The sequence below is a fragment of the Campylobacter concisus genome (assembly GCF_002912895.1).
Classification (GTDB): Bacteria; Campylobacterota; Campylobacteria; order Campylobacterales; family Campylobacteraceae; genus Campylobacter_A; species Campylobacter_A concisus_G.
Genome location: NZ_POZX01000032.1, coordinates 53,795 through 78,000, shown reverse-complemented (window position 1 = coordinate 78,000; position 24,206 = coordinate 53,795). Strand labels below are relative to the sequence as shown.

Here is a 24,206-nt window from a genome sequence, read left to right as displayed (position 1 = left end):
GCTTTATTAATTAGTAGTAATTTTTTAACAAAATTGTGATACATACAAATAGAAAATAGCACATTTAAAATAAATGCCGTTCTCATCCTGAGAAGCTTCATTTTTTCTCCTTGAAAATAATTAAGTCATTTTATTAATTTTACTTTTAAAAGATGTTAAATTTTAAAAATTAGAAAAAAGTGAGTTTTTGCAGAGAATTCCTGCTTCTCTGCAAATTTTGTATTTAGATTTATTTCTTTAATCCATATTTATCTAGCATTTTGTCAAATTCGCCAGATTTTTGCAGCTCATCGATCGCTGCGTCTATCTTCTTGATAAGCTCAGTGTGTTTGCCTTTATCAAACGCCATTGCAAATCCTTCCGTGCCATCAGGAACTCTTAAAAATTCTTCCAAATCTGGATTTTGTTTTAAATATTCAACTCCTATCGGACTATCAGTTAGCACAACGTCGATTTTGCCAGCGTTTAGTGACATGATAGCAGCTGCTACATTTTCAGCAGGTATCGCCTTGGTAGTTATGCTTTTGGCTGCTTCTTCTTGCAATGTTCCAACTTGAGCTGAAATTTTCTTATCCTTAAGGTTGTCTTTATTTACATCTGAGCCTTTTTTGCGGATAAATAAATTTTCTGAAAAATAATATGGCTTGGTAAAATCAACCGATTTCCTTCTCTCATCAGTTGCGCTCATTCCGCTTATGGCAATATCGATTTTACCGGTTTTTAATGCTGATATCAGTCCATCAAAGCTCATATTTGCAACATCAAATTTTATTCCAGTTTTTTTGGTAATCTCATTTAATAAATCTATCTCAAAGCCAACAATTTTATTGTTTTCATCAAGATATTCAAAAGGTGGATAGTCAGCGCTCGAGCCAACTTTATAAACTACATTTTTACTAGCTTCTTCGGCATTATTTGCTGTATTTTTTTTATTAGCGTCATCGCCACAACCTAGTAAAAATAAAACCAAACTTGCCATCAAAAATTTTAAAATTTTACTCATTTTCTACTCCTTTAATGATTTAAAATTTTGCCTAAAAACTCTTTTAAACGCTCATGTTGTGGATTTGTAAAGACATTTTTTGGTGTGTCATCAACTGCTATTTTACCTTTATCCATAAAGAAAATTCTATTTGCCACATTCCTTGCAAAGCCCATTTCATGGGTAACCACAAGCATTGTTATACCCCTTGCAGCAACATCTTTCATAATATCAAGTACCTCTCCGATCATCTCAGGATCAAGCGCACTTGTCGGTTCATCAAAAAGTATCACTTCTGGCTCCATCGCTAGGCTTCTAGCGATCGCAATACGTTGCTTCTGTCCACCTGAAAGCTTGTGCGGATAGGCAAATTTCTTATCGCTTAGCCCAACACTTTTTAGCAACTCATCAGCTCTTTTTTCTGCACTTGCTTTATCTAAAATTCCCGCTTTTATCGGAGCTAGAGTTAAATTTTGCAAGACGTTTTTATTTGCAAAAAGATTAAAGTGCTGAAAAACCATGCTCACTTTTTGGCGAATTTTATTTATGTCTGATTTTTTATCTAAAATATCTTCGCCATTTATCTTTATGTGTCCACTATCTGGCTCCTCAAGGCGGTTTATGCAGCGTAAAAATGTGCTTTTTCCACCACCACTTGGACCAATTATCGCTATAACTTCACCCTTTTTTATATCTACGCTAATATCATTTAAAACACACAAATCGCCATAACTTTTGTTTAAATTTTTAATCTCAATCATGGCGGTTTAATCTCCTCTCGAGTAGTTTTGCTAAAAGTGTAAAAAATTTAACACTCACATAATAGACAATACCTGTAAAAATGACTGGCTCTGGGCTATAAAATACCGCCTGCAAGCTCTTACTTTGCATTGTGATATCAACGACGCTTATGTAGCCAACGACCGAAGTTTCTTTAAAAAGCGAGATAAATTCGTTTGCAAGTGCTGGCAAGATGTTTTTTGTAGCTTGCGGAAAGACCACCTCACGCATCGAAACATAGTAGTTTAGGCCCATCGCGCGAGCTGCCTCCATTTGGCCTTTATCAACACTATTTATACCGCTTCTTACGATCTCAGCCACGTATGCCGAGCTATTTAGTCCAAGTGCGATCACAGCGACATAGAAGTTATCACTCCAAGTGGCAAAAATGACCACTGAAAATATAAGAAGTTGAAGTATTACAGGCGTTCCACGTAAGATATCGATATATTCGTCTATTATAAAATTTATGACTTTGATGTTTAGAAATTTAACAAACGCTAAGATAAATCCAAGCGTAATACCTATGGCGACACCGCCGATAGTAAGTCCCAATGTTACTCCGTAGCTCTTGATATATGCGAGCTCTTGAGCCTCGCTAAGCTCTCTTGGATAGAAAAAATATGCACCCAATGAGACGATTGTTATAAAAAACAGAAATTTAGCTAAATTTTGAGCCTTCAACTTCGTCCTTCTCTTTAAAATATGGCTTTAAATAATACGAAAAAATTTATATCATTTTGCTTAAAAGCGTTTAAGGATCGGCGCTGAATGTTGTAATTTTAAAAAAATTATATTAACATAAGCCATTTATCTTAATTTGAAAGGAAATTTATGAGCTTTGGGTCTTATTTAGCCATCGCCATCTATTTTGGCTTTTTGCTCTTTATCGGACGATATTTCTACGATAAAAATGCAAGTATGAACGAGTATCTGCTAGATAACCGTCGAATGGGTCCAGTAGTTACTGCACTTAGTGCTGGTGCTTCTGATATGAGTGGTTGGATGCTACTTGGCGTGCCCGGAGCTTTATACGCAACTGGCATAGCAAATGTGTGGATGATAATCGGTCTTATCATTGGAGCTTACTGCAACTATCTATTTTTAGCAAAGAGGCTTAGAATTTATACTGAAGTTGCGAGTGATAGCATCACAATACCAGATTTTTTAGAAAATCGCTTTAAAGATAGGACTAAATTTTTAAGAATCATCTCTGGTCTTATCATTTTGATCTTTTTCACACTTTATGTAAGTAGCGGCATCATCGCTGGTGGCAAGACTTTCGAGAGCTTTTTTGGTTTAAAATTTGCCTACGGAGCGGTCTTTACACTTGTTATCGTAGTCTTTTACACATTTTTTGGTGGATTTAAAGCAGTTAGTATAACTGACGCATTTCAGGGGCTTTTGATGTTTTGTGTCCTAGTCTCGATCCCAGTCGTGGCATATCTAAATTTAGACTTGCCAAGCGATACAAATTTACTAAAAGAGATAAGCAAGCTTGATGCAAATCACCTAAATCCATTTAGAGATCAAACTTTTTGGGGAATTTTAGGACTTATGGCTTGGGGATTTGGCTATTTTGGTCAGCCACACATCATTGTTAGATTTATGGCGATACGCGATTCAAAAGAGCTTGCTAAGGCAAGAAGGATCGGCATTGGCTGGATGACGATCGGCCTACTAGGCGCAATTATGAGCGGACTTATCGGCTTTGTCTACTTTGGTCAAAGAGGCGGGCTTAGCGATCCTGAGACTGTGTTTTTAAAGCTTGGTGAGCTACTTTTCCCACCATTTTTTATAGGCATTATCATCTCAGCTGTGCTTTCAGCGATCATGAGTACTATCTCAAGTCAGCTTTTAGTTACGTCTAGCTCGGTAACAAAGGATTTTATCTTTGCATTCTATAAAAAAGAGATTAGTCAAAATACACAAACAGCGATCAGTCGCTATGCTGTCGTAGTAGTGGCCATAGTTGCTACCATACTTGCCTTTATCTCAACAGATAATGTTCTAAATGTCGTTGGCAACGCTTGGGCTGGATTTGGTGCGAGCTTTGGACCAGTGCTACTTTTTAGCCTTTACTGGAAGCGCATGAGTGCACTTGGAGCATTAGCCGGTATGATGGCCGGAGGCGCAACCGTAATATTTTGGATCACTTCAGGACTAAACGCTTATGTTTATGAAATTTTGCCTGGCATCATAGCGTCTTGCATAGCGATCATTAGCGTAAGTATCTGGGGAGATGCGATAAATAAAATGACGAGCGAACCTCACGAGCAAGTCATAAAAGATGAATTTGAAAAGATGAAAACAAGGCTTTAGGCCTTATCTTATAAGAAATTCCTAGTATCTTGTGCTAGGAATTTTTACTAATTCTCTCTTAAAATTTTAATCCCTTTTTTAGTTTTCTTATCAAAAATCTAGCTGGATGAAGCTCATGAAATAGCGATCTTTCTATACAAAGTGGACGATCGAGTACAAGATCAGCTATCAAATTTGCTCCAAGTATCGCTGTGCAAAGACCTCGCGAGCCGTGAGCAAAATTTACAAAGACATTTTTTTCGTAGCTTGCTTTTGGATTGTTATCTTTATTTTTGCTCCAAAATAGCCCTTTGTAGTTTTGCTTGTAAAATTCTTCGTCATGCAAGGCGCCAATTATCGGAAACCTATCTCCGCTGTAGCTTCTATATCCCACACGTGAGCCGATAATGGCGGCTTTTGTAGTGTCAAAAAACTCACCTACATCGCTTAAATTTTTAGCGTTATCTTCAACTTTAGGCGTATCACAAATTTCATTTCTGGCATAAGTAGCACCGATAACTTGCACACCTTTTACGGCTGGGCATATGTAGCCTTTTGCGCTTAGCGGCATGGTATTTTTTAGCACTGGTTTTAGGTGCGTGACTTGGCCTCGGACACTGCTTATTTGCATGTCGTAGTCCTTAAAAATTTCACTGCTCTTACTGCCAGTGCAAAAGACCAAAATATCGGTCTCTAAATTTTTACCATTTTTAAATTTAACACTTATCTTGCCGTTTTGTAGATGCGCTCTACTCTCATACTCGTGATTAAATAAAATTTCAAAACTGCCTGATAAAAATTTACAAATTTCTCTTGGCCTAGCGTATGCACCATCTTTTATAAATATCCCAGGATATGGCTTTAGGCTCTCATCGAATTTGAAAATATCCTCTACGCTTTGAGTTTGCCACGAGCCATATCTTTTGATGAGCTCATCATCAAATGCGTAGTCGATGCAGCCACTAAATTTAATAAGGCTTTTTAGCAAAGTTGCCTTGTAAAATCTCACTGCTTGCAAAAATGCGTTTAAATGCATGCGGCCTAAATTTACCCCAGGCTTAGTAACTAACGGCATCAAAGTGCCACAGTGATTACCTGAGCCATTTGTAGCCACTTCACCCTTTGCCTCAGTGATCACAACCTTAAAGCCATTTTTGGCTAGCTCGCCAGCTGTTGCAAGTCCGGCCACGCCAGCTCCTATGATAAGTGCTGTTTTGCCTTTTGGCTTAGCCAGTGGCTCACATCTTGCAAACCAAGCATCCTTTAAATTTTCATCCTTTTTTTCTAGCACGGCACTACTCATCTGACGTTTTCTAGCATAGCCCTCTTTTAGATTCAGCAAAAAGCCAGCACCCTTTAGACTGTCCTTTACCATTTTTGCGCATGAGTAGGTTCTAGCAATAGTACCAACTCTGCTTAGTCTTGCGATCTCTCTAAAAATTTCTTTGCTCCAGATTGAGCCATTTTTACTTGGAGCAAAGCCGTCTAGAAACCAGATGTCGGCAATAAAATCAAGCTCAGGTAAAATTTCTTTAGCCTCACCGTAGCAAAGATCAAGTGTAATATTTGGGGCAAAATTTATACGGTGTATACCCTCAATAAGCGGCGGGTAGAGCGAAACCAGCTTTTTGGCATAAGCTTTAAAAATGCCTAAATTTTCATAAATTTTTAAAAGATCATCTTTTTTAATAGGGGTTTTTTCGATACTAACAAAGTGAAGTTTTTTAGAGCTATTTTTAAATTTCTTACAAAGTGTAAAGAAATTTAGTCCAGCACCAAAGCCAGTCTCAGCGACGATGAAGCTATCTTTACTCTGCCAAATTTCATCAAGTGCGCTTGCAAAGACAAATTCGCTCTCAAGCCAAGGTTTGTCGGTATTAAAGTAGATGTCACCAAACTCCTCGTTAAATGGAATTTGTCCCTTGAAGCTTAAATTTGCATTTTTCATCTATTTTTTGCGAAATATCCATCTATGCCGTTTGCTATGCCGTTTGCAAGGGCATTTTGATATGCATCATTAAAGAGCTTCTCGCCCTCAACTGGATGCGTGATATAGCCGATCTCAACAAGAACTGCTGGCATAAGAGCACCAACAAGTACCCAAAACGGCGCCTCTCTCACACTGCCGTCACTTGCAGCATAGACTTTTCTAGCACTTGCTAAAATTTCTTTTTGGATATCGATGCCAAGCTTATTTGACGCGATAATCTTCTCGCGATTTAGTACATTTAGAAATGTCTGCTGTGAAAAGTAATTCATCTCTTCAATATCTGATTTGTTCTCAAGCGCGGCTGCGTTTTTACTACGTTCACTTCTTGCAGGCGATAAGAAAAATGTCTCAATGCCGTGCATACTCTTTGCCTTTGTGGCATTTGGAGCGGCATTTGCGTGAATGGAAACAAATAGATCAGCCATCTTATCATTTGCAAATTTTGTTCTTGTTCTTAAATTTATAAAGACATCGGTTGATCTAGTAAAATAGACCTTGTAGCCACGCGCTTTTAGTATGTCGCCAAGCTTTTTGGCTACACCTAAAACCGCAGTTTTTTCCTGAAGCTTGCCATTTACTGCACCTGGATCAGTGCCACCATGACCTGGATCGATGACAATCGTTTTGTTGCGTAAAAATTTACCAGTCGCAACTGGTGGCAAAGGTGCTGCCACTGGCTCACTTTGTGCAGACTGCGGCTTTAAATTTGGCTCAGGCTCTTTGTGTGGCACTTCTTCATTTTTGTTTTTAGTTTTATGAAGTGGTGTTTTTACATTTTCGTTTGAGATAAAATTTTGAGTGCTGATTACAAGCAGATCACCTGTTGCATTTGCTTTTATAGTCTTTTGGATCTTATCAGAAAAAATAACTCTAACAGTGTTTTTATCATACTGCGAGATGTGAATGTAATCAGATATGAAATTTTTATAAGTTAGCGGATTGCCGTTTAATCTACCATCGATATCCATAATGTTTTTATATGTATTTTGTTGCTTTAAAAAGGATGTTTTTAGTTTTGCAGTATCGATTTTTGTATTAAACTTAAGCACCAAAGTGTCATTTACCTTGGTTGCACTAAGCAGCGTCAAAGTAGTAGCGCTAGGCGTACTAGCGCTCTTTACACCATTTAGTGCATTTAGATCTTTTATATACCCACTTGAATCAAAACCAAGCGATTTTGAGCTGGTTATAAGCCTTGTGAGTGCTTGTTTTTTTATATTTTTGTCATTTTTTATGATCGCGTCGACATAAATATCTTTTATATCGTTGTGAAATTTAATCTTTGCACTTCTGCTTGAGCTGGCAAAATTTTTATCAAATTTTGCAAATATCTCAGAATTTGTCGCGGCAAAAAGAAAACTACAAACAATAAAAAAGAGGATTATCGCTCGTTTCATTCACCATGTACCAGCTTGTGCATTAGCTCTTTTACGCTTATTAGCTCTTTTAGTTTATATCCGTTTGCTCCTGTGAAAAATAACCCAGTCTCTTTTTTGCCACTAAATGAGTCAAACAGCCTATCAGCGATGCAATATCCAACCTCTTTAGCCCCTTTGCCCCTTTGACAAGGGCTCACGCAGTTGCTTATACACTGGATCTTTGGTCCCATCCTTTTTTCTACCAAATTTATCAAATTTGTTCTAATCCCACGAGCCGGATAGCCAACTGGACTTTTTATAAGCTCTATGTCTTTTTCCTCGGCTGCTAGTATCACTTCTTTAAATCCAATATCTGCGTCACACTCATGAGTGCCGATAAAGCGTGTGCCCATTTGAACGCCGTCTGCGCCTAGCGATATTGCTTTTTCGATATCATTTTTATCCCAAATTCCACCAGCTGCGATGAGCGGAAAGTCACCCCACTCTTTTATCTCGACCTTTACTTGTGGGATTAGATTAAATAGCGAAAACTCAGGATCAAGGCACTGCTCGTAAGTAAAGCCCTGATGCCCACCGCTTAGTGGTCCCTCAAGCACGACAGCATCTGGCAAGCGATCATATCTTTGTAGCCAGCGTTTGCATATGATCTTTAGTGCTTTTGCACTTGAGATAATAGGAACTAGCGCAACCTCTTTAAAATTTTGTGTAAATTCTGGCAAATTCGTAGGTAGTCCAGCACCTGATACGATGATATTTATACCGGCTTCACAAGCATCTTTTACCACTCTTGCGTAGTCATTTGCAGCATACATTATATTTACGCCAAGCGGCAAATCTCCACAAATTTTTCGTGCATTCTCAATAATTGCTCTAAGACCTCTTGTTGAGTAGAAATTTTCACTTCCAAATGGCTTTGCATTTAGCTCTTTGTTTATAAATTTACGATTTTCATAATATCCTGTGCCAACTGAGCTGATTATTCCAAGACCGCCTTCAAGGCTGACGTTGCCAGCTAGTTTGTCCCAGCTGATACCAAGTCCCATACCGCCTTGAAATATCGGATACTTTATCTCATATTTTCCTATTTTTAATGGCTTTAACTCCATCTATTCAACCTTTACTTTTGCAAATTTACGCTTTCCGACTTGCAAGATATATTCACCTGCCTCTAATTTTAACTGCTCATCACTAATCTTTTCTTGATTAATGCTAACCGCATTTGCCTTTATGTCGCGTCTTGCTTGAGAATTTGACTCACTTAGCTCACACTGCGATAAAGCTTCCACTATCCACGCTGGTGCTTTTAGGCTAAATTCTTTGATATCAGTTGGGAGCTGATTTTGAGAGTGCACGCTGTTAAACTCAGCCATCGCAGCTTTTGCAGCCTCCTCGCCGTGATATCTCGCTGTTATCTCGTACGCAAGGTCCTCTTTTGCTTTTTTTGGATGATACTTGCCATTTTTTACATCGTTCATTAAATTTTCTATCTCGCCAAGGCTTTTTGTGCTTAAAAGCTCGTACCAACGCCACATTAGCTCATCGCTTATACTAAGCGTTTTTGCGAACATATCATTTGCATTTTCAGTTACACCGATATAGTTTCCAAGACTTTTGCTCATCTTATTTACACCATCAAGCCCCTCAAGAAGTGGCATCATGATGACAGCTTGCTCTTTGCCAACATTATATGTTCGCTGTAAGGTTCTACCCATTAGAAGGTTAAATTTCTGATCAGTACCGCCCATCTCGATATCGCACTTCATAGCAACGCTATCATAGCCTTGAAGAAGCGGATACATAAACTCAGAGATTGATATAGGATTACCAGCTTTTATCCTTTTTTCAAAGTCGTCGCGCTCTAGCATTCTAGCGACTGAAAATGTGCTAGTTAACTCTATCATTCCAGTAGCTCCAAGCTCATTTGACCATTTTGAGTTAAACATTATCACGGTCTTTTTTGGATCTAAAATTTTAAAAACTTGCTCTTCGTAGGTTTTAGCGTTTTTTAAAACCGTCTCTTGATCTAACTTTTTTCTAGTTACTGATTTACCGGTTGGATCGCCTATTTGAGCAGTGAAGTCACCTATTAAAAACTGCACGATCGCACCATGCTTTTGAAGAAGTGCCATCTTGTTTAAAACGACTGTGTGACCTAAGTGAAGGTCTGGAGCAGTTGGATCAAAGCCAGCCTTTACATAGAAATTTTCACCTTTTTCATAATAGTTTTTTATTAAATTCTCAACTCTTTCAAAGTCAATAATCTCGGCAACACCGCGTTTTATCTCTTGTAAAATTTCAGCTATATCTTGCATTATCTTTCTCCTAGTTATGGTATGGATCGCTTTGCGAAACGAAATCTATAATCTTATATCTATCTTTGATCTTCTCTCTTAGCTCGTTTGCATCGATGTTTTCAGCTATCTCAACACTTATCTCAAATGTGTCACCACTAAGGTCATTTGCTTCATTTAGCGAGATTGTAGCCAAATTTACATCTAGTCTAGCAAGATATGTTAAAAATTCAGCCAACGCGCCTTTTCTGTTCTCAAGATTTAATAAAATTTTATATCTATGTGGGGCATTTCTAGTCCATTTGACAAAGATGATCTCATCGCCCTTATCCATAAGCTTTCCAGCACGCTCACAAAGCTTGTGATGCACTGTCACATTGTGCCCATTTTTAAAGCCAACTATACTATCGCCTCTTTTTGGGTTACAACAATAGTCAAACTCGACATTTGAAATTTTATGATTTGAATAGATTACGATATTTTCAAATTTTTGCTTTTTAACCTGATATTTGTCGCCCAAAGAGATCATAAAAGGACGCTCTTTTTTTATATACTTTTTAAGCATATTTACGACCTCTTGCAAAAAATCGCTCTCAGTTGCAGCACGAAAAACTTTTTTGCCTAAATTTTCATGCTCTATCCAGTCTAAAATTCTATCTTTCGAAACACCAAAAACCGACTTTAAAATGTCAACTGCAATTTTATAATTTATATCTTTTATCTTTTGCTTGCAGTATGTCCTTATCGTAGCCCTTGCTTTACCAGTTCGAACGCTATTTATCCACGAACAGCGAAATTTTGCCTCTTCACCAGTTACGATCCTTACAATATCGCCGTTTTTTAGCTCTGTTAAAAGTGGCATTCTGACGCGATTTATATAAGCTTCTTTTGCGTAAAGTCCGATCTCTGTGTGAATCTCATAAGCATAATCAAGTGCAGTAGCCCCGCGTGGAAGCGTAAAAACCTCACCTTTTGGCGAATAGACCGCAATATCTTCTATATAAAGACTATCTTTTGCATATTCATAAAGCTCTTCGACATTACTTTCAGCTTCATTGTTTTGCATACCAATGTCGTTTAGCCAGTCAAGTTTTGGATTTAGTAAACTGCCCTCGCCGTTTTTGTATTTCCAATGAGCTGCGACACCGTATTCGGCGGTTTTGTGCATATCGTAAGTACGAACTTGTGCCTCAAAAATACTCTTATTATCAAAAATAGTTGTATGTATCGTTTGATAACCATTTTGCTTTGGAAGTGCAATATAATCCTTAAATCTCGAAATAAGAGGATTAAAATTTATATGCAAATTTCCAAGCGCAAGATAGCAATCAAGCGGCTTTTGCACAAGAATTCTAATGGCGAGCAAATCAAGCACCTCTTCAATCGAAATGCCTTTTCTTTGCATTTTTAAATAGATTGAGTAGTAATGTTTTATACGTTTTTGTATCTCAAAAGTGCCCTCAATAAAGCCATTTTCAAGCAAAATTTGATTTACTTTCTCGTAAAAGGCATTTAGCTTAAGGCTAAGCTGCTGTTTATTTTTATTTAAAAAGCTATCGATCTTGGCGTATTCTTCTGGCATCGCATATTTAAAACTTAGATCTTCAAGTATGTTTTTAATAGATGAAATTCCAAGCCTATGAGCGATCGGAGCATAGACCATAAGCGTCTCTTCAGCAATTCGTTTTTGTTTTTCTACTTTTAATGCATCAAGGGTTAGCATATTATGAAGCCTGTCACAAAGCTTAACCACAAGAACTCTAACATCCTCAATGGAGATTAAAAGCATTTTTCTAAAAGTTAGCGCCGAGCTTGCTAGTTTTTCGTTACTACTTGAGCTTGCAAGCTTGTTTTCTCTTATAGCAACTATCTTTGTAAGCCCTTCAACCAGTTTTGCCACTTCATCGCCAAATTCAGCCTGAACTTCGCTAAGTGTAACTTCAGTATCTTCAACTACATCGTGAAGTAGTGCAGCTATGACCATGCTCTCATCTCCACCCATATTTGCTACTATTGATGCTACCAATATTGGATGGATTGCGTATGGCTCGCCACTTTTGCGGTATTGACCAGCATGAGATGCGACGCAGCTATCTATAGCTTTGTCTAATTTCTCGCTTCGTTCGCAAAGAGAAAAGAGCAGCGTTATAGCTTCTGAAACATTTTTACAAGGTAAAATTTGTTCTATTAGCTGCTCTAAAAAAAGACTATTTCCCTTCAACTATTGCCTCTAAGCCTATTTTACCCTCAGCTACTTCAAGTAGCGCAATGTCAGCAAATTTCATCTTTGAAGTATCAGCATTAACAAGAGTTTGAGCTCCGTTTGCCAGTGCTTCTGCGCGCTTTGCAACTATAAGTGAAAGTTTATATCTATCATCACCAACTTGCTTTAACGCTCTTGCTGTTATTTGTTCTGTTCTCATATTTATCCTTTTTAAAATTTATTTTACTACTGAGTATAGGGCCGCTTCTTCTTCATTTATTATTTTTAATAAATTTCCAGCCTTAAACATATTACAAACCAAAATCGGCAGTGAGTTGTCCTTTGCCAAAGCTATGGCAGTGTCGTCCATAACCTTGATATCGTCGCTCATTGCCTTTTCGTAGTTTAGTGATTTTAAAAGTTTTGCATCTTTGAATTTTTTAGGATCTTTATCATAAACGCCATCAACTTTTGTAGCTTTTATGATCATATCTGAGCCAATTTCAATAGCTCTTAACGTGGCTGCTGTATCAGTTGTAAAGAAAGGATTGCCGGTACCTGCAGCAAATATAACAACTCTGCCTTTTTCCAAATGGCGCTGTGCACGTCCCACAATGAAAGTTTCACAGATCGCTTCCATTTTGATTGCACTTTGCACTCTTACCTCTAGCCCGCTTCGCTCTAAAGCTTCACGCATTGCGATCGAATTTATAACAGTTGCTAGCATGCCCATGTGATCGCCGCTCGTTCGTTTGATTATGCCATCTTTTGCAGCACTCACACCACGTATAATATTGCCACCACCTATCACGATGCCAACCTCGATACCATTTTCGATGAGCTCTTTTATCTCATTTGCTATAAATTTAAGTACCGCCGTATCTATGCCAAAACCATTCTCTCCCGCTAAAGCTTCACCTGAAAATTTAACCAATACGCGTTTTCTTTTACTCATTGTCTTGCTCCTTGAAATTCACGCATTCTAGCTAAAAAGGCTTTAAATTTAGTTAATAGCACTTGCAAAGCGGCTATTTTGAGATCATCTCAAGTGGATCAATGTGGTAGTTTCTTTGCGTCACTTCAAAGGTTAGATCGTTTCTAACTCGGCCTATAACGTAGCCTTTTTGCACGACTGAGCCTACCTTAACCGTCGGTGCGATTTGGCTTAGATGAGCATAGATCGTGTGAATACCATTTTCATTTTCTATAATGACTACATTTTCAAGCATTGGAGTTGCCTTTGCAAAGACCACTTTGCCATTTAATACACTTTTAACCTTGGCATCTGGTGTGGTTGAGCGAAGCGTGACTGACTCGTTAAAAATTTTTATGTTATATATCGGATCTACATAATTTCCAAATTTTTGCTTTACGGTGTAGCTATCAAGAGGAGCGATTGTCTTTGCACCTGAATATTTTTTGACTGAGCTTGTTTGATAGCCTCCACCCATTGGTTGGCTTTTTTCGCCTTTTTTACCACCTTTGCTTGCAGCTGCTTTTTCTTGTTTTTCTCTAGCAGCACGTGCGGCTTCATCTTCTTGTTTTTGCATGATAGCAAGCTGCTCTAGCGTCTTTCTTAGCTCATCTTGCTGGGCTTGAAGCTTGGCTAGCTTTTTGCTATAAATTTCTTTATCTCGTTTTAGTCCGTTTATAGTATTTTTTTGCGTACTTTCTAAATTTTGCAAGTCACTTTGCTTGCGTCTATAGTTTTTGATGCTTGAGTTTATCTCGCTTATTTTGTTTGATTTATTTTTTATCTTCTCAATCGTATCTTCATAGTTTTGGCTAAGTCTTTTAAAATCCTCTTTTGCTATGGCATTTAGTTTGGTTAAAATTTGAGATGAGATGATACTCTCCTCGCTTTGTTTGCCTTCTGTTGCAGACATCAAAAGATCAAACGATAAATCTTCTGCGATGATCCTTATCATGTTTTGCTCAAGCTCTTTTTGCGTGCGCTCTAGCTCTTTGTTTTGCTTAGTTAGATCATCAAGCTCAATAAGTGCTTTTGAAGCATTTGTCTCAAGGACTGAAATTTGACCCTTTAAATTTGTGATATCACCACTTATACCTCGAAGTTTTTTCTCGCCATTTACGATATCACCAGCCAAATCATCTAGCTTTTTACTAAGCTGCTCACTTATCGCCTGACTCGACCTTAATGAGTTTTTGGAGTCTTTGATCTTCTCTTTGGTATTTGACGCAAAAGCTAAGCTAAAAGCTAGCAAAAATGTAAAAATTCCTTTTCTCATATCGTGCTTTTTCTAGCCTTACTCATCACCAAACTAACAGCAAAAATGCTTAAAAATATAGCCACGCCAAATAAAATAAAAATATCCCTTGAAGGATCAAGGCTAGGCAATACTACATCGATGCTTGCGGCATTTTCTCTAAAAATTTCAATGCTAGGCAAGAAAAAGAAAAATGCACCGACTGCAGTGGTCGCAACTAGACTATCAACCATAGCTGATTTGTAAAGCATGGCTGATTTTAGCCAAAATGGTGCTCCAAAAAGCGTCATAATCTCAATGCGCTCCCTATGCTCAAATAGCCAAATTTTAGCCTGCTTTAGCATAAGCATAAGCCCAACAACACAAAGTATCGCCATAAAAGCATACGATATGCTTTTTGCTAAATTTAGCATTTTAAAGACCTTATCGTGAGTCTTTGAAAATGTCTCGACCTTTGTGATTCCATCAAATTTTAAAAGTTTTTGCTTTAGCTCATCCATGTACTGCGGTGTCGGAAATTCACTAAGTTTTAGCGAGTAAAATTTAGGTAGCGCATTTTGCAGTATGGATAAATTTTTAGCAGAGATGTCGTTTGAGAGGCGGTCAATGATCTTTTGTGGGCTTAGTGGCTCGAGGCTAGATAGATTGCTAACCACCGGCTTTAAAATAGCATCACTAAGCTCTTTACTTGAAACTATGACGATGTTGTAGTCATTTCCCATGAGCCTTTCATAATCTCTCACAACCTTATCAGCAGTTAGGCTAAACTGCACTGAAAACAAAAGCGCGATTAACGGCAAGATGAATCCAAGATGATTCTTAAGCGATCTCATGCACGCCTCCATTTTCTATGACGAAGTGACGGTACGGGATACGAAGCGTTGATGGGATGTGGTGAGTCACCACAACAACGCTCGTACCTAAAAATTCCCTAGCTGATTTTAAAAGTGACCAGATGACATCGCTTGAGTATTCGTCTAAATTTCCTGTTGGCTCGTCGCATAAAAGCAAATTTGGATTATGTGCCAGTGCCCTTGCCATGGCAACTCTTTGCTGCTCACCACCACTTAGCTCACGAGGGTATTTATCTGCCTTGTGAAGCATATTTACATGCTTTAAAAGCTTTGCTACTTGCTTTTTACTCACATTTTGATTGATGCCTTTGATGATGAGGGGCAACATGACGTTTCTTTCGACATTCCATTCATTTATCAAACGATAATTTTGAAATATAATGCCAACTCGCTGCCTAAGCTCACAAAGTCTTTTATCATCGATGTCATCCATTTGTGTCATGCAGACATTTAGCTCCCCAGCAAGGGGTGAAATTTCTCCGTAAAATGATTTTAAAAGCGTGCTTTTTCCACTTCCGCTCTTGCCTGTGATAAAGACAAAATCATTTGCGTAAATATCTAAATTGACGCTATTAATTACGATTTCATCGCGTTCATAAGCTAGGCTCAAATTCCTTGCACTAATTATCTCTTGCATCAGCCAAATACTCCTTCAAAAGCTCGTGTGCAGCTAAATTCTCACGAATTAAGATCGGTTTTTTTATAAAATATTCGCTTTTTTCATCACTTATTTTGATAAAACATTGCTCAGGTTTATTAAATGCTCCAAAAGCAACTTTTAACAAAATTTCACCCTCGTTTATGGTGTAAATTTCTTCAAAATGTAAAAAATAATCTTCTTTTTTTATGATGAAATTTTTAAAATTTTTAATGATATTTTTTACGCTTGTCTTTTCTTTAAAGTCAAAATCCCCAGCTAAAACACTCTCGTCACTTTCAACCTCGCAAGTATAAACGACATCGTAAATATCCTTATCTTGGCGTCTCCAGCGGTCTTCGTACTTACTAGTTACTTCTAAATTTCTATTTTTGAAAGCTTCTATTTTTGAGTTTGCTGGCTCTAAAAATTTACTCAAACTAAAGTCGCAATACTCCTTGCTATCAGTTCTTAGCTCAAATTTACCACCCACTTTTAGTATCCTCTCGCACTCAAGCGCAAACGCCGTTGAGACCACGCGTCTATGCTCAGCCTTATCCCAAGGCACCGGAAAGTGCAAAAATACTCTATCAACTAAATTTGATCCGACAAGCGAGAGCAAAAGCCTTGCGTCAGTATTTATCAGCCGCACGTTTTCTAGGGCACTTGCCCTAGCTAGCTTTGCTGCTTGCTCAATGCTTGGTTTATAGACCTCTATGCCGATAACTATGGCTTTTGGGTTGTTTTTAGCCTGATAGAGCAAGTGTCTGCCAGAGCCAAAGCCTATCTCGATAAAAATCTCTTTAAATTTATCTTTTAGCTCGCAAAAAGCTGGCGCAAACTCTTCAAGGCTTAAAATTTCACTCACTTTTTTGGTCAAATTTGTCTTTTTTACAGCAAATGCTTGGCTGATGACAGCGTTACAACTTTGCTCTTTAAAAAGCTCCAATGCCTCTTGTAAAAGGCCCACTTTAGCTGGCTTTGTAAGCTTTTCTCCCTTTACTACAACGCCGTTTTTGCCGCCTTTTACGACTAGAAAAAAGCCTTCATCTTCATTTTTTGTGTAGATGAGCCTCTCGTTTCGGCCACTTGCTTGCCAAAAAAATTTGATCTTGTCGTTACCAAATGGAAACGAGAGCTCTTTTAGGGACGAAGCGATGAAATTTGGCATTATTTTATGCTAACTTCTGCTTTTGATGACTTATCAGAGGCGATGCCGTACTCATCAACTGCTACGACGCTGTAAGAGTAGCTAGCTCCTTTTTGAACGCTGTCATCTCTAAGCCCAGTATCACTTATACCGCTAAAGACTTTCTCGCTAGCACCACTTCGATAAACTGTGTATGAGCTAGCTCTATCAACTGCGTTCCAGCTTACATTTACGCCGCTGCCATCGTAGCTAGCGCTTATGCTTGGAGTTTTTGGTGCGCCAAGTGTGCTACCAACAATCGGCTCTTCTTGTTTTAAGCTCTCAAGGCCGTCTTTATCGACAGCTGTCACTCTATAATACCTTGTCGCTGCGTTTGTGTTTATGAGGTCCTCATAGGTGTTGCTAGTCGTTTTTACTAGGTATGTGTAAGGTAAAATTTTACTTGTCGTTCTATAGACCTTAAAATAAGCAAAATCCTCAGCTGGCGCATAATCCCACGTTAAAATGATCTTTTTTGGCGCATTTTTGGTCGCTTGGACGTTTGTTACTGATTTAGGGTAACTCCTTTGTTGTGGCGCTTATGTTTTGGCTTGGTTTTGAGATGACGCCAGAAGAAGTTTTAACTAAGATCCTATACTCATAAGACCTGCCAGGTTTTACCTCAGTATCGATATACTCGGCATTTAGTCTGCCATTTACCTCTGCTACTTGGCTAAATTTATTAGCTCCTGCATCGCTTCTTTGGATGATATAGCTTGCTACTGTGCTATCAGGATGTGGTCTCCAGATCACTTTTACACGACCTGGAAGCCCTGTGATAGCTTGTGCAAATGGCACAGAGTCAAGTAGTGGCTTAGTAGTCGCAGTTGCGATCGCACCTGGTTGAGAGATGGCGTTGCTTGAGTAGGTTCTCATCTGATATGAGTAAGTTGTCTCTGGAGCTAGGTCGCGATCCACATAGTGCGTAGCAAAGCGGTCTTTTATGTTTGCAACTAGTTGCATTTTTGAGTTTGCATCGTTTGGATTTGAACGGTAAAGGTAGTAGCCAACGACGCTCTCGTCGCTCACTGGGTTCCACTCAAAGCCAACTTCTGTCATGTCTGAAATAGTTTTTAAGCTTGTAATAGTTGGTAGTGACGTACTTTGCTGAGTCGGTACGCTAGAGCCGCATCCCGCTAAGAAAGCTACTAAAAATGGTGTCAATATGCGTAGGGCAAATTTTTTCATCAAAAATCTCCTTGGGAATTTTTTTGTAAATTATTTGGTTAAAGTCATCATACGTTTTTGCGGTAAATTCTACCCTTTTGCCAGTTCGTGGATGGATAAAATAGAGCATATAAGCGTGAAGCATAACTCTGCTTATTTTATCGCCTTGGCTCTTAAATCCGTATAAATCATCGCCTAAAATGTGGCGATTTATGCTAGCAAGATGCACTCTTATCTGGTGCGTCCTGCCTGTAAAAAGCTTTGCTGCTATCAAATTTACTCCGCCTTCGCTTAGTAAATTTACGAAGGCACTTTTTGCAAATTTAGCGTCCGCGACGATCGCTTTTTTTAGGCGGTTGTTTGGATTTCTGCCGATTGGCTTATCGATGATGACGTCCTCTTTTAGCGGCAAGTCGGTGAGCGCTAGATAAATTCGCCCCATGCTTTTATCACTTAGCTGCTCGCTTAGTTTTGCGTGGGCGAAGTTGTTTTTAGCAACGACGATAGCACCGCTAGTACCTTTATCTAGGCGGTGGACGATGCCAGCTCTTACGTCGCCATTTAAATTTGAGAGCATAAATCCTTTTTTATTTAGCCACTCAACAAGTGTCGCCTCTTTTACACTTGGAGCTTGATGGACGACGATTTGAGGTGGTTTATTAAGCACTATTAGATCGTCATCTTCGTAGATTATTGGGATATCAAAATTTACTTCATACTCGTTTTGCACCTCTTTTTTTGGGGCAAAATTTACGCAAACTTCATCGTTTTCACTTAACAAAAAGCTTGGTTTTGAGACTGGTTTTAAATTTACGCTTACAAGGGAGTCTTTTATCAAATTTAAAGCTTGATTGCGTGAAATTTGAAGCTCTTTGGCTACTGCCATGTCGAGTCTTGAGCCGTTTAAAACATTAAATTTAACCAAAATCAAAGCCTTGTTTGTGATATAATCTAGCCCAAAAATTAAGGTTTGCTTCTTGATAAAACTAGATCGGCGTATTTTAACACATTTTGATTTTATTCAGCCGTTTTTAATAATCCCAATCATAGCCATCTCTTACATCCTAGTTTCCGAAGCAAACGACGTCTTAGCAAACAAACAGCTTGTATATTTTGGTATCGGATTTATTTCATTTTGTGTCGCATTTTTGCTGCCTATTAGGCGTATAGACTGGATCATTCCGATGTTTTACTGGGTCTGCATCGTGCTGCTTTTAAGCGTCGATCTCTTTGGCGTTAGCAAGCTAGGAGCCAAACGCTGGCTAGAAATTCCCTTTGTTCACTTCACGCTCCAGCCATCAGAGCTAATGAAGCCAGCCTTTTTGCTGATGCTAGCCTATCTCATTAAACAGCGTCCCCCAGAGTCTAATGGATACGGAGTAAAAGATTTTTTAAGACTTAGTTTTTATATACTTTTACCATTTGTGCTCATTATGAAAGAACCTGATCTTGGCACTGCACTCATACTTTTGATAGTTGGCTACACCATCCTTTTTGTCATCGGCGTAAATAAGAAAATTTGGATAACTATCATTCTTGCAATAGGCTTTTTGGCGCCGGTTTTGTATGAAAATTTACATGACTATCAAAAAAAGAGAATTCACGATTTTATCGCTGAAGAGCCAAGCTATCACGTCAAACAAAGTATCATCGCCATAGGTAGCGGCGGATTAAAGGGCAAGCCAAAGGACGAAGCAACGCAGACGCACTTTAAATTTTTACCAATCGCCACTAGTGACTTCATCTTTGCCTACAACATCGAGCGTTTTGGCTTTTATGGTGGATTGTTTCTGCTTGGGCTTTATGGGGCGCTTATAACACATCTTTTAAGTTTAAATTATGGTCTAAAAAATGACTATTTTACACAAGTTACTACCACTGGGATTGCTGCACTTATTTTCGTTTATGTGGGTGTAAATGTCTCGATGACGATAGGTTTTGCACCAGTTGTGGGCGTACCACTGCCATTTTTTAGTTACGGCGGAAGCAGCTTTGTTACATTTATGGTACTTTTTGGAATTTTGCAAAATTTACTAACTTTTAGATTTGATAGAACTTATAGCTTTATAAAAATTCACTTCTAAAATTTTCTCCACAAGTATTAAACATATAGTTTTTACTCTATCTTTTTTTGTGCTTTTTGATGCAAGACTTTATAGCATTTATAAGATATTTTATATCCTCTTTTGTATGCGTATAGTGAATGCTAACACGCACCCAGCCAGGTTTTGCCTCAAAAATGGTATTATCTTTTAAATTAAGTAAATCATGTCCATACGGCCCAGCACAATCACAGCCTGCACGTGTTTGGATGCCAAATTCGCTACTTAAACTAGCAGCAAAATCATAAGGCGAAATGCCTTTTACATTAAATGCAAAAATAGGTAATCTGTCTAAATTTTCAGGGCAATAATTTATCACCTCATCTATCTTTTCTAGCTCTTTGCAAAACATCTCACCTAGCTCACATTCAGCTACTTTGATATTATTAAGTCCGATTTCGTTTCTTAGCTTGTAGGCTAAATTTGCACGGATTAGCTGCATTATCGGTGGCGTGCCGCCCTCTTCTAAATTTTCAACTTCACTAGTAAAAATATGCGATGTCCTACTTACGTACTTGACTGTGCCTCCAGCTGCAAATGTAGGCAAATTTTTACAAAACTCTTTTTTGATAGCCAAAAGCCCACAACTCCCAACTCCGCCAAGCAGCTTGTGAGGCGAGAGAAATAGTGCGTCAAAATATCTGCAATCAACATTTTCATAAGCACTAAGAGTGGCTGCATCAAGTGCCAAAATGCCATCATATTTTTTAATTAGCGAGTAAATTTTTTTATAATTAGTTTTAACGCCAGTGACGTTTGAGGCGGCACTAAAGCTAGCTATTATCTTTCTTTTTGCATTTTGCTTTAATGTATTCTCAAGCATCGCATAATCTATCTCATTGTTTTCATCAAGCTCTATACGTTTTATATCACAAAGCCCTTCTCTTAAGCTAACTTCAACGGAGTGATGCTCATAAGGGCCAATGATCGCTAGTGGCAAGTTTAAATTTCTTAAATTTGCTTCACCGATCAAGGCTCTTGTAGCTGGTGAGAGATAAATTCCCATTAGCTCTTGAAATTTCTTTATCGCAGCCGTCGCTCCTTGACCAGTCGCGATAAGATAAAAACTATCATCAAGGCCCAATAAGCTTTTTAGCTCAGCTCTTGCATTTTCATAGCATTTTTGCGTTAGCACTGCGCTTGAACTACTATCTGAGTGAGTGTTTGCGTAGGTTTTTAAAAATTTTAAAATTTCATCTTCAATGGGCTTATAAGCAAGACCTGAAGCCGTGTAGTCAAAATAGTAAAGGCCTTCTTTTAAAATGATATTTTTTCTTACTTCATCGATATTTAGCAATGTTTTCCTTTTATTTAAAGCAGGGATTATAATTAAATTTTCATAAAAAATCTTGCAAAACAAGCATTTTAAAGTAATAAATTTCTTTGTAAATTTTCTATATTTTTCTTTATCGTGCCATCTTTATAGATAGCGGATATTAAGGCGATCATGTCTGGCTTTACTCTAGCGACATTTACAATGTTGCTAGCATTTATACCTCCTATGACACACACATTCATTCCCATTTTTTTTGCTTGTGATATAGTTTGAGCCTTGCAAAGCGGTGCATTTGGTTTTGTCAGGCTTTTAAACATTGCTCCAAAAGCCACATAGCTAGCACCATTTTGTTTTGCCCTAAGGGCAAGCTCCAAGCTATCATAGCAGCTAACCCCCACGTAAGCGTCATCCCCTAAAATTTCAAACGCTTCTTTTATGCTCGCATCATCTTTTCCCAAGTGCACGGACTTTGCCCCTATATGAGCAGCAAATAAAATATCATCATTTACGATAAATCTGGCTCCAAATTTTTCGCATAGGTTGAAAATTTCACTAGCCAGCCTCTCATCTTTGGGTATTTTTTTAGAGCGAAATTGAAAAAAATTCACCCCACACTCTAAAATTTCTTTAGTATATTGCAAGGCTAAATTTTCAGGCATCAACACATCGTCACTAATCGCGTAAATTTCAGCCATTTATACCGACTTTATGATTTAGTAGACGTTTGCCAAATTTTGTCGTAATTGCATTTTTAATAGCATTTAAAATGTATTTTTTGGCTAGTTTTATAGCCTCTTCTTTTGTGCGTCCATTTGCTAGCAAGCAAGCCAGCGCACTCGCAAAGCTACATCCAGCTCCATGCATGATCTCTGGCTTTATCAAAGGTTCGTTAAATTTCAGCACATCACCATTTTTTTTAAAAAGAGTATCTTCGCAAATTTCTGCAACCATGCTTCGCTTTAAGATCATATCGCAAGGCAAATTTTTGCTATCAAGCTCCAAAACTTTAGCTTCATCGATATTTGGTGTAATAATGTCTGCAAATTTAAAAAGCTCTTTTAAGCTTGCTATCGCGTCATCTTCAAGAAGCTTTGAGCCTGATTTTGCTACGCAAACTGGATCTATTACTATTTTAATGCCTTGCTTATGAAATTTTTCAAGCCAAGGACCAACACAAGATATAAGCTCTTTATTAAAAAGCATACCAACCTTTATGGCATCTATGTTTAGCTCTTCGTCTACCATTTTGATTTGTTCATTTAGGTTTGTAGCATTTGTAGCAAAGATATTGCTAACGCCATTTGTATTTTGTGCCGTAAAAGCCGTGATAGCCGTCGCTGCGTAGCAAGAAAATGCCTCACATGTCTTAATATCAGCCTGCACACCAGCACCACCAACACTATCACTTCCTGCAATGATTAATATATTTTTCATCTATCTCCCATACAACCTGAAATTTTATCAACGCTAAAAGGATCATCGACCTTCCAACTACTTGAATACTTTTTAATGCTATTTTTTAATGCGTCCACTAGATAATCCGCGTCTTGTAGCGTATGCGTATAGTGAAGTCCAGCTCTGACCCAGCCTGGCTTGCGAGTAAAGAGTGCGTCTTCCTTTAAATGAAGCAAATCATGTCCATATGGCCCAGCGCAAGAGCATCCTGCACGCGTTTGAATGCCATATTCTTTGCTTAAAACTTTAGCTAACTCATAAGGCGAAACACCAGTCACGTTAAAAGAAAATATCGGCAAACGCTTTGCATTATTTGGATGATAGCAAGTAAGCTCAGGAATTTCTGCTAGTCTTTTCTCAAAATACTCTCCAAGCTCGCTCTCGTTTTCATATATCGTCCCAAATCCTATCTCATTTCTCAGTCTATAGGCCAAATTTGCTCTTATGAGTCCTAAAATAGGCGGTGTGCCAGCCTCTTCTAGCTGTTCACTATCTTTTACAAATATAGCATAGTTTTTGCTGACATAGCTTACCGTTCCACCACCAGCAAATGTCGGCTCATCTGAGTTTGCAAGTATCTTTTTTATAGCAAGAAGCCCACAGCTCCCTACTCCACCAAGTAATTTATGTGGCGATAAAAAAAGAGCATCAAAATAGTCGCAATCAATATTTCCATAAGCACTAAAGCTTGCCGCATCAAATGCCACAATGCCACCATAAGACTTTATAAGAGTATAAATTTTTCTATAATCGCTCAAAACCCCAGTCACATTTGAAGCCACACTAAAAGTTGCGATGATCTCACGACCAACATTTATCCTTAAAATTTGCTCCAAGTGATTAAAATCTATTTCTCCATTTTTATCAAGCCTGATACGCTCAACCTCACAAAGTGCTTGTCTAAAGCTTATCTCATTTGAATGATGCTCATAAGGGCCAAGCACCACAAGCGGAGAATTTTCATTTGGCTTTAACGCATATCTTTTTTTTAATGCTGGTGGTGCATAAATGCCTAAAATTTCTTGGAATTTCTTTATCGCTCCAGTAGCTCCATTGCCACAAGTAAAAAGATAAAAGCTCTCATCAAGTCCTAGCAAACTTTTTAATTCACGTCTTGAATCTTCATAAATTTGAGCAGTTTTATAGGCGTTTGATGAGCTGATAGAGTGCGTATTTGCGTATGTTTGGAGTATTTTTGCCATCTCATCTTCGATAGGTTTATAAGCTAGTCCTGAAGCTGTAAAATCAAAATAATAAATGCCATTTTTTAAAATTATATTTTCTCTAATATGCTCTAAATTTACCAAACCACAACCCTTGTTTTTTGCGTATCATTATAGATTACTTTAGCTAAAATATACTAAAATGCCCA

General features: G+C 38.1%; 23 protein-coding genes. 2 read left to right on the top strand and 21 right to left on the bottom strand.

All coding sequences use genetic code 11. The annotated features are described in order from the left end of the window. Positions 1–229: 229 nt before the first annotated feature. From CYP51_RS03885 to CYP51_RS03875, 3 genes are read right to left on the bottom strand one after another with little or no spacing between them, the layout of a single operon-like run. The gene (locus tag CYP51_RS03885) at positions 230–1,003 is read right to left on the bottom strand and encodes a basic amino acid ABC transporter substrate-binding protein (RefSeq protein ID WP_103624463.1); all 774 of its coding nucleotides are present in this window, start codon (positions 1,001–1,003) and stop codon (positions 230–232) included. A gap of 11 nt (positions 1,004–1,014) precedes the next feature. After that, entirely contained in the window at positions 1,015–1,743 is a 729-nt protein-coding gene (locus CYP51_RS03880) for an amino acid ABC transporter ATP-binding protein (protein WP_103624462.1), read from the bottom strand. Then, positions 1,736–2,446: an amino acid ABC transporter permease gene (locus CYP51_RS03875; RefSeq protein ID WP_103624461.1), complete on the bottom strand. Its 711-nt coding sequence runs from the start codon at positions 2,444–2,446 to the stop codon at positions 1,736–1,738. Before CYP51_RS03875 ends, CYP51_RS03880 begins: the two co-directional genes overlap by 8 nt. 150 nt (positions 2,447–2,596) lie before the next feature. Between CYP51_RS03875 and putP the strand changes: the two genes are divergently transcribed. After that, positions 2,597–4,084 (top strand): sodium/proline symporter PutP, encoded by a 1,488-nt coding sequence (putP, locus tag CYP51_RS03870; protein WP_103624460.1) that lies wholly within the window; start codon positions 2,597–2,599, stop codon positions 4,082–4,084. A 58-nt stretch (positions 4,085–4,142) separates the two neighbouring features. On the opposite strand, the gene mnmC is transcribed toward putP, so the two are convergent. The 14 genes from mnmC to CYP51_RS03800 all read right to left on the bottom strand — a co-directional run bounded on the left by mnmC (position 4,143) and on the right by CYP51_RS03800 (position 18,926). Beyond that, a complete protein-coding gene (gene mnmC / locus CYP51_RS03865; RefSeq protein WP_103624459.1) occupies positions 4,143–6,011 on the bottom strand; it encodes a bifunctional tRNA (5-methylaminomethyl-2-thiouridine)(34)-methyltransferase MnmD/FAD-dependent 5-carboxymethylaminomethyl-2-thiouridine(34) oxidoreductase MnmC in 1,869 nt (622 codons plus the stop codon). Beyond that, on the bottom strand, positions 6,008–7,450 hold the full coding sequence (locus tag CYP51_RS03860; protein WP_103624458.1) for an N-acetylmuramoyl-L-alanine amidase family protein: 1,443 nt from the start codon (positions 7,448–7,450) through the stop codon (positions 6,008–6,010). The genes mnmC and CYP51_RS03860 overlap by 4 nt, the downstream gene beginning before the upstream one ends. Continuing rightward, a complete protein-coding gene (locus CYP51_RS03855) occupies positions 7,447–8,538 on the bottom strand; it encodes a nitronate monooxygenase (protein WP_103624457.1) in 1,092 nt (363 codons plus the stop codon). The genes CYP51_RS03860 and CYP51_RS03855 overlap by 4 nt, the downstream gene beginning before the upstream one ends. Further along, on the bottom strand, positions 8,539–9,744 hold the full coding sequence (tyrS, locus tag CYP51_RS03850) for a tyrosine--tRNA ligase (protein ID WP_103624456.1): 1,206 nt from the start codon (positions 9,742–9,744) through the stop codon (positions 8,539–8,541). A gap of 10 nt (positions 9,745–9,754) precedes the next feature. After that, positions 9,755–11,944, bottom strand: coding sequence for a RelA/SpoT family protein (locus tag CYP51_RS03845; protein ID WP_103624455.1), 2,190 nt, complete (start codon positions 11,942–11,944; stop codon positions 9,755–9,757). Further along, the gene (locus CYP51_RS03840; RefSeq protein ID WP_084041541.1) at positions 11,931–12,146 is read right to left on the bottom strand and encodes a DNA-directed RNA polymerase subunit omega; all 216 of its coding nucleotides are present in this window, start codon (positions 12,144–12,146) and stop codon (positions 11,931–11,933) included. The genes CYP51_RS03845 and CYP51_RS03840 overlap by 14 nt, the downstream gene beginning before the upstream one ends. A gap of 18 nt (positions 12,147–12,164) precedes the next feature. Continuing rightward, positions 12,165–12,881, bottom strand: coding sequence for a UMP kinase (gene pyrH / locus CYP51_RS03835; RefSeq protein ID WP_103624454.1), 717 nt, complete (start codon positions 12,879–12,881; stop codon positions 12,165–12,167). Positions 12,882–12,954: 73 nt separating this feature from the next. Further along, positions 12,955–14,175: a murein hydrolase activator EnvC family protein gene (locus CYP51_RS03830; protein WP_103624453.1), complete on the bottom strand. Its 1,221-nt coding sequence runs from the start codon at positions 14,173–14,175 to the stop codon at positions 12,955–12,957. After that, complete coding sequence (locus CYP51_RS03825) at positions 14,172–14,987, bottom strand: FtsX-like permease family protein (protein WP_103624452.1); 816 nt, start codon at positions 14,985–14,987, stop codon at positions 14,172–14,174. The genes CYP51_RS03830 and CYP51_RS03825 overlap by 4 nt, the downstream gene beginning before the upstream one ends. Then, on the bottom strand, positions 14,974–15,645 hold the full coding sequence (locus CYP51_RS03820; RefSeq protein ID WP_021091805.1) for a cell division ATP-binding protein FtsE: 672 nt from the start codon (positions 15,643–15,645) through the stop codon (positions 14,974–14,976). The genes CYP51_RS03825 and CYP51_RS03820 overlap by 14 nt, the downstream gene beginning before the upstream one ends. Then, positions 15,629–16,816 (bottom strand): tRNA (guanosine(46)-N7)-methyltransferase TrmB, encoded by a 1,188-nt coding sequence (gene trmB / locus CYP51_RS03815; RefSeq protein ID WP_103624451.1) that lies wholly within the window; start codon positions 16,814–16,816, stop codon positions 15,629–15,631. Before trmB ends, CYP51_RS03820 begins: the two co-directional genes overlap by 17 nt. After that, complete coding sequence (locus CYP51_RS03810) at positions 16,816–17,145, bottom strand: hypothetical protein (protein WP_223227429.1); 330 nt, start codon at positions 17,143–17,145, stop codon at positions 16,816–16,818. The genes trmB and CYP51_RS03810 overlap by 1 nt, the downstream gene beginning before the upstream one ends. Before the next feature lie 202 nt (positions 17,146–17,347). Then, positions 17,348–18,022, bottom strand: a complete 675-nt coding sequence (locus CYP51_RS03805; protein WP_180995389.1) for a fibronectin type III domain-containing protein — start codon at positions 18,020–18,022, stop codon at positions 17,348–17,350. Further along, on the bottom strand, positions 17,955–18,926 hold the full coding sequence (locus CYP51_RS03800; protein WP_103624449.1) for an RluA family pseudouridine synthase: 972 nt from the start codon (positions 18,924–18,926) through the stop codon (positions 17,955–17,957). Before CYP51_RS03800 ends, CYP51_RS03805 begins: the two co-directional genes overlap by 68 nt. 52 nt (positions 18,927–18,978) lie before the next feature. Here CYP51_RS03800 and CYP51_RS03795 point away from each other — a divergent pair, with 52 nt between their 5' ends. After that, positions 18,979–20,085, top strand: a complete 1,107-nt coding sequence (locus CYP51_RS03795) for an FtsW/RodA/SpoVE family cell cycle protein (RefSeq protein WP_103624448.1) — start codon at positions 18,979–18,981, stop codon at positions 20,083–20,085. A 37-nt stretch (positions 20,086–20,122) separates the two neighbouring features. Here CYP51_RS03795 and CYP51_RS03790 read toward each other — a convergent pair whose 3' ends face one another. From CYP51_RS03790 to CYP51_RS03775, 4 genes are all read right to left on the bottom strand, one after another. Next, positions 20,123–21,400 carry an aminotransferase class V-fold PLP-dependent enzyme gene (locus tag CYP51_RS03790; protein ID WP_103624447.1) on the bottom strand — a complete coding sequence of 426 codons (1,278 nt, stop codon included), beginning with the start codon at positions 21,398–21,400 and terminating at the stop codon, positions 20,123–20,125. 68 nt (positions 21,401–21,468) lie between these two features. Beyond that, positions 21,469–22,074, bottom strand: a complete 606-nt coding sequence (thiE, locus tag CYP51_RS03785) for a thiamine phosphate synthase (RefSeq protein ID WP_103624446.1) — start codon at positions 22,072–22,074, stop codon at positions 21,469–21,471. After that, entirely contained in the window at positions 22,067–22,813 is a 747-nt protein-coding gene (locus tag CYP51_RS03780; protein ID WP_103624445.1) for a hydroxymethylpyrimidine/phosphomethylpyrimidine kinase, read from the bottom strand. Before CYP51_RS03780 ends, thiE begins: the two co-directional genes overlap by 8 nt. Then, positions 22,810–24,141 (bottom strand): aminotransferase class V-fold PLP-dependent enzyme, encoded by a 1,332-nt coding sequence (locus CYP51_RS03775; RefSeq protein ID WP_103624444.1) that lies wholly within the window; start codon positions 24,139–24,141, stop codon positions 22,810–22,812. Before CYP51_RS03775 ends, CYP51_RS03780 begins: the two co-directional genes overlap by 4 nt. Positions 24,142–24,206 lie beyond the last annotated feature (65 nt).